Genomic DNA, 9,672 nt, shown 5'->3' with positions numbered 1-9,672 from the left:
CTTCGGCGCCGGCAGGGTCATGGGGCCTTGGCTCCCGGCCTTCCCTCGTCGCTCCAGTCGCTTCGCTCCCTCCGCTCCTCAGTCCAGGCCGGGAGGCCCCATGACCACAGCACCTGTTCGTTATCTCGTCGTACCGACCGCTGATGCCGCCGGAGGCGCGCGGTCGGCGCGGTTCGGCGAGAAGACTCTCCTCTGGGTCCCGGCCGACCAACGCCTCGGCCGGGCGTCCCGGACCGCACCCGGCTTGCTGCTCGTCACGCAGGTGGGCCGGAGTTTCCAGAACGACTACCCCGATGTCGTGCCGCTGCTCGATCACGGCCGGCACCTGGTGATCTCGTCCGCCGACCGGCCCCGCCGCCGCTCGAACAACTGCTGGCGGGTCGAAGCCCTCCACGCCGGTACGACGATTGTCGACAATCCGATCATCTCCGCGGCCCGGGTCGATCCCACCATCGCGGATCTGGTCGGGCAGGTGTCGACGGCGTCGTACCAGTCGGACCTGACCTGGTTGGCGAGCCTGCCGACGCGGCACTCGCTCAGTTCGACGTTCACCCAGGCGATGGACTTCGCCGCCGACCGAATGGTTGCCCTCGGCTACACCACGAACCGGATGCCGATCACGGTCGGCGCGGGCCACTCGGCGAACCTGATCGGCGACCGCGCCGGTGTCGGATCCACCCGTGGACTGGTGATCGTCACCGCACACCTGGACTCGATCAACATCGCGGGCGGTCCGGCCGCGGCAGCCCCCGGTGCGGACGACAACGGCAGCGGCTCGGCCGGAGTGCTCGAGCTCGGCCGGCTGTTGTCGACACGGTCGTGGCAGCACGACGTACGGCTGATCCTCTTCGGTGGCGAGGAAGAGGGGTTGTTCGGCAGCAAGCAGTACGTCGCCGCCCTGCCGCCGGCCGAACGGGCGCGGGTCCGGGCCGTTCTCAACATGGACATGATCGCGACCAAGAACACCGCGGTCCCGACCGTGCTGCTCGAGGGCGCTCCGGTGTCATCGAGTCAGATGGCGGCCCTCGGAACGGCGGCCGCGACGTACACCGGGCTGAAGGTGGAGACGTCGCTCAACCCGTTCGCGAGTGACCACGTGCCGTTCATCAACGCCGGCGTTCCGGCCGTGCTGACGATCGAGGGCGCGGACAGCGCGAACGGCCACATCCACTCGGCGAACGACACGTTGAACTTCATCGACTGGTCCTTGGCAGCCGAGATCCTCCGGATGAACGTCGCCGCACTGGCCGGCTGGCTCGAACCAGCAGCCGCGGCCCGCCCGCAACCAGCCGGGTCGGTGGTCGCCTGGGGCCCGAACCGACTCGACGTCTTCGTAGTCGGCATGGACTCCGCCCTGCACCACAAGGCCTTCGACGGAACCTGGCACGACTTCGAGTCACTGGGAGGCGTTGTCCTAAGCTGACATCTGTGTGGAGCCCGAATGCGCGTGACCTTGGCGGCCTTCCGACTCGGTACGGCGGACTGACGCGCCAGCGGGCGTTGTTCCGTTCGGAGTGCCTCGACAACCTGGACGACGCGGGACGGGCTGAGTTCGACTCGGTCGAAGCCGGTCTGGTGCTCGACCTGCGCTCCGACGTGGAACTCAGGCGACCACACCCGCTCGACGGCCATCCGTCGTATCGGCGCATCCCTTGGATCGATCCGGCCGCAGAGGCGACGCGGGACCCGGCCGCCGAGCCGCGGCTCGTCGACGTCTACTGCAACAGCTTGAGCCGCAACTCGGCCCACCTCAGCAAGATCTTCCAGGCCGTCGCGGACGCGCCGGCGGACCGGCCGGTGGTCGTGCACTGCCACTCCGGGAAGGATCGCACCGGTCAGCTCGCGGCGCTGCTTCTCGAGCTGGCCGGTGTTCCCCGCGAGGTGATCGCTGACGACTACGCGGTGAGCGAGGTCCGGCTGGGTCGGCAGGACGGACCGGAGTACTCGCGCACGAGGCCCGAGACGATTCTCGGGTCACTTGACCATCTGGACCACCAACTCGGCGGAGTCCGCGCGTACCTTGCCGGTCTCGGGCTGACCGAGCCACAGATCCACCGGCTCGCGACGCGGCTCGTGCCGGTTGACGTGCGGGCGGTTGTGTTCGACTTCGACGGGCTGTTGATGGACACCGAGACGACGATGGTGGAGAGCTGGCGGGCCGAGTGGGCCCACCACGGGCTCGAGCTGGATCTCGCGGAGTTCTGGCCCGGGCACGGCGGCGACATCACCGAGGACCGCTATGAACTACTCGCGGCCGCTGTCGGCTCCGGCTTCGACCGCGCCGCAAGTCACGCGCGCCGGACCGCTCACCGGGACGCGATGCACCAGGAACTGCACTTCCGGCCGGGCATCCAGGACTGGCTACGGACGGCCCGCGAGCTCGGTCTGCAGGTCGCGATCGCGAGTAGCTCGGCGCGTCCCTGGGTGCGGGGCCATCTGGAGCGCGTCGACGCGGTGGATCTCTTCGACCACGTCGTCACTGGTGACGAGGTCGAGACCCACAAGCCCGATCCGGCGATCTATGAGTTGGCCTTGCAGCGCCTCGGCGTACGAGGTGACGAGGCGATCGCGGTCGAGGACACCGCGCATGGCGTCGCGGCGGCGCAGGCGGCCGGGATGTTCGCGGTCGCTGTCCCCAACCCGTTCGTCGCGCCGGGTGCGGTGGCGGCCGCCGACCTCGTTCTGGGCAGCGCTGACGAACTCCTGCTCAGCGAGCTGCTTCTTTCGACGGCGTCACCCCGGCCTACTACTGCAACTGATGGATTTGGAGGCCCGCCGATCGGCAGGCCCTCAGACCACCGAAAGAGGTAGCAGTTTCTTGCCGGTGGGGCCGATCTGGATCTCGGTGCCCATCTGCGGGCAGACGCCGCAGTCGAAGCACGGGGTCCAGCGGCAGTCCTCGACCTCGATCGCGCCGTCCTCCTCGAGCGAGTCCTGCCAGTCTTCCCACAGCCAGTCGCGGTCCAGCCCCGAGTCCAGGTGGTCCCACGGCAGAACTTCGGCGTACTCGCGTTCCCGCGTGGTGTACCAGGTCAGGTCGACCGGCTCGTCGGCCAGTGCCTTCTCGGCGGACTCGACCCAGCGGTCGTAGGAGAAGTGCTCGCTCCACCCGTCGAACCGGCCGCCGTCGCGCCAGACCGCCTCGATCACCCGGCCGACCCGGCGGTCACCGCGGGACAGCAGGCCTTCGATAATGCCTGGCTTGCCATCGTGGTACCGGAAGCCGATCGCCTTGGCGTAGTTCCGGTCGGAACGGATCGCGGCGGCCAGCTTCGACAGCCGGGCGTCGGTCTCCTCGGCGCCGAGCTGCGCGGCCCACTGGAACGGCGTGTGCGGCTTCGGCACGAACCCGCCGATCGACACCGTGCAACGGATGTCGCGCCGGCCGGACACCTCCCGTCCGGTCGCGATCACCTTCTTGGCCAGGTCCGCGATCGCCAGCACGTCCTCGTCGGTCTCGGTCGGCAGACCGCACATGAAGTACAGCTTCACCTGCCGCCAGCCGTGCCCGTACGCCGCCGCGACCGTGCGGATCAGGTCCTCCTCGGTGACCATCTTGTTGATTACCTTGCGCATCCGGTCCGACCCGCCCTCGGGCGCGAAGGTCAGGCCGCTGCGCCGGCCGTTGCGGGAGAACTCGTTGGCCAGCGTGATGTTGAACGCGTCGACCCTTGTCGAAGGCAACGACAGCGAGACGTTGCTGCCCTCGTACCGATCGCCCAGACCCTTGGCTACCTCAGCGATCTCGCTGTGGTCGGCCGAGGACAGGCTGAGCAGTCCGACCTCCTCGAATCCGGACTGCTTCAGCCCGTTCTCGACCATGTCCCCGATCGTGGTGATGCTGCGCTCGCGCACCGGCCGGGTGATCATGCCGGCCTGGCAGAACCGGCACCCGCGCGTACAGCCGCGGAAGATCTCCACCGAGAACCGCTCGTGCACGGTCTCGGCCAGCGGGACCAGCGGCTTCTTCGGGTACGGCCAGGCGTCCAGGTCCATCACGGTGTGCTTGGCCGTCCGCCACGGCACGCCGGTCCGGTTCGGCGCGACCCGCTTGATCCGGCCGTCGGACAGGTACTCGACGGTGAAGAACTTCGGGATGTAGACACCGCCCGAGGCCGCGAGGCGCATCAGCACCTCGTCGCGCCCACCCGGGCTCCCCTCGTCCTTCCACTCCCGGATGACGTCGGAGATCGCCAGCACGATCTCCTCGCCGTCACCGAGGACGGCGGCGTCGATGAAGTCGGCGATCGGCTCCGGGTTGAACGCGGCGTGCCCGCCGGCCAGCACGATCGGGTCCTCGTCGGTCCGATCGACGGCGTACAGCGGAATCCCGGCCAGATCGAGTGCGGTGAGCATGTTCGTGTAGCCGAGCTCGGTCGAGAACGACAGTCCGAAGACGTCGAACGCGCGGACCGGCCGGTGGCTGTCCAGCGTGAACTGCGGGATCTTGTGGTCCCGCATCACCTTCTCCATGTCCGGCCAGACGGAGTACGTCCGCTCGGCCAGGATGTGGTCACGCTCGTTCAGTACTTCGTAGAGGATCTGGACGCCCTGGTTCGGCAGGCCGACCTCGTACGCGTCCGGGTACATCAGCGCCCAGCGCACGCTGACCGCGTCCCAGTCCTTGCTGACCGAGTTCAGCTCACCTCCGACGTACTGGATCGGCTTCTGCACAGTCGGCAGCAGCGCCTCCAGGCGCGGGAACAGCGATTCAACAGTCATCAGGAACTTCCGGTCGGCGTCAGAGCGCCTACCAGCCTAACGCCGCCGCCCCCATACGCCGGAATCGCGCACTCACCCGAGGTGGGTGAGGAGCAGCGGGTTGATGACATCCGGGTGGGAGTAGGTGACCAGGTGGGCGGCGTTCTCGATGATTTCGAGGTGGGCGCCGGGGATCTGAGCGGCCAGGGGTACGACGGTTTCCGGGGGGATGGAGGTGTCGCCGTCGGTGGTGATGAGGAGGACCGGAGCGGTGATGTCGGCCAGGCCGGGCAGCAGGTTGGTGGAGCCCAGAGCCTCACAGCAGGCGGCGTAGCCCTCGTCGGGGGTGTCGAGGAGCATCTGCCGCACCGGCGCGACTTCGGTGAACTCCGGGAGGAACCAGCGGCCCAGCGTCGCGTCCGTGATCGACTGGGTTCCCTCGGCGCGCACTTGGGCCGCCCGGTCGGCCCACATCTGCGCATTCTCGGCCGGGTTGGCCGGCGGGCAGAGCAGCGCGAACCGGTGGAAGCGCTCGGCCGCGTTCTGCGCGAGCCACAGCCCGACCGCGCCGCCCAGCGAGATCCCGACGTACGACGCCTGGTCGACCTCGAGCGTGTCGAGTAATTCGACGACGTCGCCACCGAGGTCGTCGATCGAGTACGGCCCGAGCGGTACGTCGGACTTGCCGTGCCCGCGGTGGTCGAAAGCCACCACGCGGTACCGCTTCGCCAGGACGTCGACCTGCGGCGCCCACATCGCCTGCGTTGCTCCGAGCGACGCTCCGAGCAGGACTACCGGAGCGTCGGCGGGACCTGTCGCCTCGTAGTTGAGTCGCATGTCCCCACCATACGGACGCCGACACGACATCCGATTCCTTTTGGCGCGCCAGCCGGTCAATACGCACAAACGAGTGCAAGCACTTCATTGAAAGGCCGCCATGACCAACTTCAGCGTGTTCCTGCCCACCGGATTCACCGGCGAGCTCGCCGGCCTCGACCCGGCCGACGCGTTCCGCCGGATCACTACGGTGGCCCAGACCGCCGACGAGCTCGGATTCCACGCCGCTTACGTCCCCGACCACCTGCTTCCGATCCCGCCCTCGCAGGCACCGCTGTTCGAGGCCTGGACGATGGTCACCGCGCTCGCAGCCGCGACCGACCGGATCCGGATCGGCCCGTTGGTGACGTCGAACAGCTACCGCAACCCCGCGCTCCAGGCGAAGATCGCGTCCACGATCGATGTGGTCAGCAACGGACGGCTGATCTTCGGAATCGGTGCCGGCTGGTACGAGCCGGACTACGCCGGGTACGGGTACGAGTTCGGCACCGCCGGCGACCGGCTGCGGCGGCTGGACGAGGCGGTGCAACTGATCCGCCGGTTCTGGACCGAGGAGTCGGTCGACTTCGAAGGAAGGTACTACCGGGCGTCTGGCGGTCTCAACCAGCCGAAAGGACTCCAGCAACCACACATCCCGGTCCTGGTCGCCGGCGGCGGTGAGCAGAAGACTCTGCGGACCGTCGCGCGGTGGGCCGACGCGTCGAACATCATGGACTCGCCGGAGGTGCTGCGGCGCAAGTACGACGTACTCCGCAAGCACTGCGCGGACGTCGGCCGTCCGTACGACGACATCCGGCGAACGGTCACCACGTCGTACATCCTCGGCACTTCGGACGCGGACGCGCGGTCCAGGGTCCCAGCCGGCTCCGAGTTCGCCTTCCCCGGCGACCTCGCCTCCTACGGCCTGATCGGCACCGAGTCGACGATCCGGCAACGGATCGCCGCGTACGAGGACGCCGGAACCCAGGAACTCATCGTGGCCTTCGAGAACGGCCTGGACCCGAACGAACTGCTGCGCTTCGCCGACCTCTTCCTCTGAGCCCTACCGGTACAGGGGTAGAGCGCCGGTCAGGGAGTCGACAGCGGACCGCGGGCCGTAGAGGGCCAGGCCGAGGTACTCGATGTCTTCGGGCTTGGTCCCGCTCAACGTAGTCGACATCTGCTCGTAAGTGCGTGCGCGTTGGGCGATCTGGTGCATGTCGTGCACGGTGACGTCGTCCCTGGCCGCTGCCTGGGTGCGGAGGTCCTGCAGTTGCTCGGCGGATGCTCGCAGTACCGGAATCGGGTGGGCGCACATCCCGGTGTGCGCCGCACCCGAGGCGTCGGCAGTGTCCGGGCCGACCACGTCGTCGTGGTGGTGGCCGAGTCCGACCCCGAGCAGGGCGGCGGTGTTCAGGGCGACGCCGACCGGCGCCTCGGCCGCGATCACTAGGACCATCTTGTTCGTCAGCACGACGGCAAAGCTAGCCAGGTGCACGGGCTCACGTCCTCTGATCCGAACATCGTTCGGCGGATCTGCGAAACTTCCCGCTATGGACGAACTTGATACGGCGCTGCTGCGGATGCTGCAGAACGACGCCCGCCGGACGAACCGGGACATGGCGGCCGAGCTCGGGATCGCGCCGTCGACGTGCCTGGAGCGGATCCGCGGCCTGCGCGACCGCGGCGTGATCAGCGGGTACCGCGCGGAGGTGAACCTGGCCGCGATCGACCGGTCCACCCAGGCGATCATCTCGATCAAGCTCCGCCCACAGGCGATGGCCGTCGCGACCGCGTTCCAGGACTACGTGATGCAGCTTCCGCAGACCCTGGACATGTTCATGGTCTCCGGCGGCTCCGACTTCCTCGCCCACGTCGCGGTCAAGGACACCCAGGCGCTGCGCGACCTCGTGCTGGCGCTGGCCAAACGCCAGGAGATCGCCGACATCCGCAGCTCAGTCGTCTTCGAACACCACCGCCGTACGACGATCATGCCGCTGCCCGATCGCTGACAGCTTGTCCGGGCTGATGACGACCCGGATCCCGGCGATCTGGTCGCCGTCGAACTCCAGCGCCAGCACATGCCGCCGGTCGCCGATCACGATGTCCAGCGCGGGGCCGGTCACCAACTGGACGGGCCGGACGCTCAGGTTCGGCCGGGTGTAGATGTGAGCGAAGAACTGGGCCACCCGTTCCCGGCCGACCACCGGCTTGCGGGCCGCTCTGCGGGCACCGCCACCGTCGGTCCATGAGGTGACCGAGTCCTTCAGCATCGCCTGCAACCGACTCAGGTCGCCATCGCGCGCGGCTGCAACGAAGTCCAGCAAGAGTCGGCGCTGTTCGTCGGTGGAGGGCTCGAACCGCGGACCGTCCAGGTCGAGCGCTTGGACCGCACGGCGATGCAGTTGCCGGCAGTCCGCCGGCGAGCGGTCGAGGATCCCGGCGATTTCGTCGTACGGGAGGGTGAAGGCGGTCCGCAGTACGTAGACCGCACGCTGCGGCGGGGTCAGCCGCTCCATCACATGCAGGACTGCGAGAGACAGGTCGGAGGTGTCGACCGCGCCGAATGGGTCGGACGGCACCGGTTCGGGCAGCCACTCGCCGGTGTAGCTCTCCCGCCGCGTCTGCCGGGTCCGCAGGACGTCGACGGCCAGCCGCGTCACCACCCTGGTCAGGTAGCGACGCGGCTCGGCCACATCGGTCCGGTCCGCGGCGGACCACCGCACGTACGCGTCCTGCAGCACGTCCTCGCTGTCGTGCCAGCTGCCGAGCAGGCGATAGGCGAGGCCCGCGAGCATGTCGCGCGCGGACTGGAACTCCTGGAGTGTGCTGGTCAAGCGGTCAGGACCGGCTGCTCCACGGGCTGCTCCATGGGCTGCTCCATGGGCTGCTTCCGGGTCGCGACGTTTAGACGGGTCCACAGGTTGATGGTGCCAATCGCAAGAAGCACGTCCGCGGCCCCCTCCTCGCCGAAGTGCTCGACCACCGCGTCCCACACGTCATCCGGTACGCCGGTCCGTTCGAGCAACGTGACCGCGTCCGTCAGGGCAAGGGCGGCCCGCTCGCGCTCGTCGTAGAACGACGATTCACGCCACGCCGCCAGGCCGAACAGGCGCTGGCTGCTCTCCCCCTGCTTGAGCGCGTCCGTGGTGTGCATGTCCAGGCAGAACGCGCATCCGTTGAGCATCGACGCCCGGATTTTGATCAGGTGCGACAGGGTGTGGTCGAGCTTGCCCTGCACATAGTTCTCCACGCCGTACACGGCCCGGAAGCCGGCCGGTACGACCTTGCTGAAGTCGATCCGTTGTTCCATACCGACACGACGGCCGGCGCGACGCGGGCGTGACAGTGGCCGGTGTGACGCCGATCACGCGCCGGCTTTGAGGACCTGCTGGGCCTTGGTGACAGCGGTTTCGGTGGCGACGTCCAACTCGGTGCCTTGGCCGGCCAGGACGCCGACCGAGATGATGACGTCGTTGACGCCCGTGACGGCGGCGGTGTACTCGAGGCCGCGCTTCGGGCCGCTGGTTCCGGTCAGGCGGAACGCGAACGGGCCGGTGCCGAACTGGGGTGCCGCGATCTTCTCGACCTTCATCGACGTACTGCTCTCGCCCTCGGTCTTGAGCGAGACCTTCGTGCAGGACTTCACCGCGTCCGCGTACGTGTCGCGCAGGTCGGCGACCGCCTCCGCGGTACCCATCGAGTCGAGGCCGAAGTCGATGTACGGGCCTTCCTGGCTGCCGGAGAAGGATCGGCTCACGCTGGCCTTCGAGCCGGGCGCCTTGGTGGCGTTCAGGTACTTGACCAGGGTCTTGCACCGGCTGCTCGGCGAGGAGAACGGCTTGGAGTTGTCGTCCGGTTCGTCCTTCTCCTGCGAGAAGCCGCTCGGGAGATCACTCAACGCGAGCAGTGCCTTGGTGAGCTCGGCCGCCGTCCGGGTGACCGGTTCGCCGGGCGTACCGCTCAGTGTCGGAGAGGTCACACTCGGTGCCGGCGTACTCGCGGCCGGAGTCGATCCGGACTCCTTGTCATCACCACCACAGGCGGTGAGCGACAGCGAGAGGGCAGCGGCGAGGGCCAGCGGGGACGACACGAACCTGGTCATGGGGCCTCCCGGCCTGGACTGAGGAGCGCAAGGAGCGGAGCGACTGGAGC

General features: G+C 68.4%; 10 protein-coding genes. 4 read left to right on the top strand and 6 right to left on the bottom strand.

Going from position 1 to position 9,672, the window contains the following annotated elements; genetic code table 11:
- Positions 1-100: 100 nt before the first annotated feature.
- Both AB0E63_RS45575 and AB0E63_RS45570 read left to right on the top strand, forming a co-directional pair.
- On the top strand, positions 101-1,423 hold the full coding sequence (locus AB0E63_RS45575) for a M20/M25/M40 family metallo-hydrolase (RefSeq protein WP_360380911.1): 1,323 nt from the start codon (positions 101-103) through the stop codon (positions 1,421-1,423).
- A 5-nt stretch (positions 1,424-1,428) separates the two neighbouring features.
- A complete protein-coding gene (locus AB0E63_RS45570) occupies positions 1,429-2,811 on the top strand; it encodes an HAD-IA family hydrolase (protein ID WP_360380908.1) in 1,383 nt (460 codons plus the stop codon).
- Here the strand turns inward: AB0E63_RS45570 and AB0E63_RS45565 are convergent.
- Complete coding sequence (locus AB0E63_RS45565; RefSeq protein ID WP_360380906.1) at positions 2,791-4,722, bottom strand: TIGR03960 family B12-binding radical SAM protein; 1,932 nt, start codon at positions 4,720-4,722, stop codon at positions 2,791-2,793. The two genes, AB0E63_RS45570 and AB0E63_RS45565, sit on opposite strands and share 21 nt — an antisense overlap.
- 72 nt (positions 4,723-4,794) lie before the next feature.
- Complete coding sequence (locus AB0E63_RS45560) at positions 4,795-5,538, bottom strand: alpha/beta fold hydrolase (RefSeq protein ID WP_360380903.1); 744 nt, start codon at positions 5,536-5,538, stop codon at positions 4,795-4,797.
- Positions 5,539-5,638: 100 nt separating this feature from the next.
- On the opposite strand from AB0E63_RS45560, the gene AB0E63_RS45555 reads away from it, so the two are divergent.
- Positions 5,639-6,577: a TIGR03560 family F420-dependent LLM class oxidoreductase gene (locus AB0E63_RS45555; protein ID WP_360380900.1), complete on the top strand. Its 939-nt coding sequence runs from the start codon at positions 5,639-5,641 to the stop codon at positions 6,575-6,577.
- 3 nt (positions 6,578-6,580) lie between these two features.
- Here the strand turns inward: AB0E63_RS45555 and AB0E63_RS45550 are convergent, their stop codons facing one another.
- Complete coding sequence (locus tag AB0E63_RS45550; protein ID WP_360380897.1) at positions 6,581-6,991, bottom strand: DUF2000 domain-containing protein; 411 nt, start codon at positions 6,989-6,991, stop codon at positions 6,581-6,583.
- Positions 6,992-7,070: 79 nt separating this feature from the next.
- Between AB0E63_RS45550 and AB0E63_RS45545 the strand changes: the two genes are divergently transcribed.
- Positions 7,071-7,529, top strand: a complete 459-nt coding sequence (locus AB0E63_RS45545; protein WP_360380895.1) for an Lrp/AsnC family transcriptional regulator — start codon at positions 7,071-7,073, stop codon at positions 7,527-7,529.
- Here AB0E63_RS45545 and AB0E63_RS45540 read toward each other — a convergent pair.
- The 3 genes from AB0E63_RS45540 to AB0E63_RS45530 are packed head-to-tail and all read right to left on the bottom strand — an operon-like array spanning position 7,473 to position 9,622.
- The gene (locus AB0E63_RS45540; RefSeq protein WP_360380893.1) at positions 7,473-8,354 is read right to left on the bottom strand and encodes a sigma-70 family RNA polymerase sigma factor; all 882 of its coding nucleotides are present in this window, start codon (positions 8,352-8,354) and stop codon (positions 7,473-7,475) included. The genes AB0E63_RS45545 and AB0E63_RS45540 overlap by 57 nt on opposite strands.
- Positions 8,351-8,830: a carboxymuconolactone decarboxylase family protein gene (locus tag AB0E63_RS45535; protein ID WP_360380891.1), complete on the bottom strand. Its 480-nt coding sequence runs from the start codon at positions 8,828-8,830 to the stop codon at positions 8,351-8,353. Before AB0E63_RS45535 ends, AB0E63_RS45540 begins: the two co-directional genes overlap by 4 nt.
- Positions 8,831-8,884: 54 nt before the next feature.
- Positions 8,885-9,622: a hypothetical protein gene (locus AB0E63_RS45530; protein WP_360380888.1), complete on the bottom strand. Its 738-nt coding sequence runs from the start codon at positions 9,620-9,622 to the stop codon at positions 8,885-8,887.
- Positions 9,623-9,672: the final 50 nt, after the last annotated feature.

Origin of the sequence: Kribbella sp. NPDC026596, from assembly GCF_040638415.1 — a bacterium.
GTDB lineage: Bacteria > Actinomycetota > Actinomycetes > Propionibacteriales > Kribbellaceae > Kribbella.
Note: the sequence above shows the minus strand (reverse complement) of the source record. Positions and strands in the feature narration are given on the sequence as shown.

What these genes read in the sequence shown, in the direction of transcription:
- AB0E63_RS45560 (WP_360380903.1), bottom strand. Translation starts at nt 5,538, where the DNA reads ATGCGACTCAACTACGAGGCGACAGGTCCCGCCGACGCTCCGGTAGTC.
- AB0E63_RS45565 (WP_360380906.1), bottom strand. Translation starts at nt 4,722, where the DNA reads ATGACTGTTGAATCGCTGTTCCCGCGCCTGGAGGCGCTGCTGCCGACT.
- AB0E63_RS45545 (WP_360380895.1), top strand. Translation starts at nt 7,071, where the DNA reads ATGGACGAACTTGATACGGCGCTGCTGCGGATGCTGCAGAACGACGCC.
- AB0E63_RS45575 (WP_360380911.1), top strand. Translation starts at nt 101, where the DNA reads ATGACCACAGCACCTGTTCGTTATCTCGTCGTACCGACCGCTGATGCC.
- AB0E63_RS45535 (WP_360380891.1), bottom strand. Translation starts at nt 8,830, where the DNA reads ATGGAACAACGGATCGACTTCAGCAAGGTCGTACCGGCCGGCTTCCGG.
- AB0E63_RS45530 (WP_360380888.1), bottom strand. Translation starts at nt 9,622, where the DNA reads ATGACCAGGTTCGTGTCGTCCCCGCTGGCCCTCGCCGCTGCCCTCTCG.
- AB0E63_RS45555 (WP_360380900.1), top strand. Translation starts at nt 5,639, where the DNA reads ATGACCAACTTCAGCGTGTTCCTGCCCACCGGATTCACCGGCGAGCTC.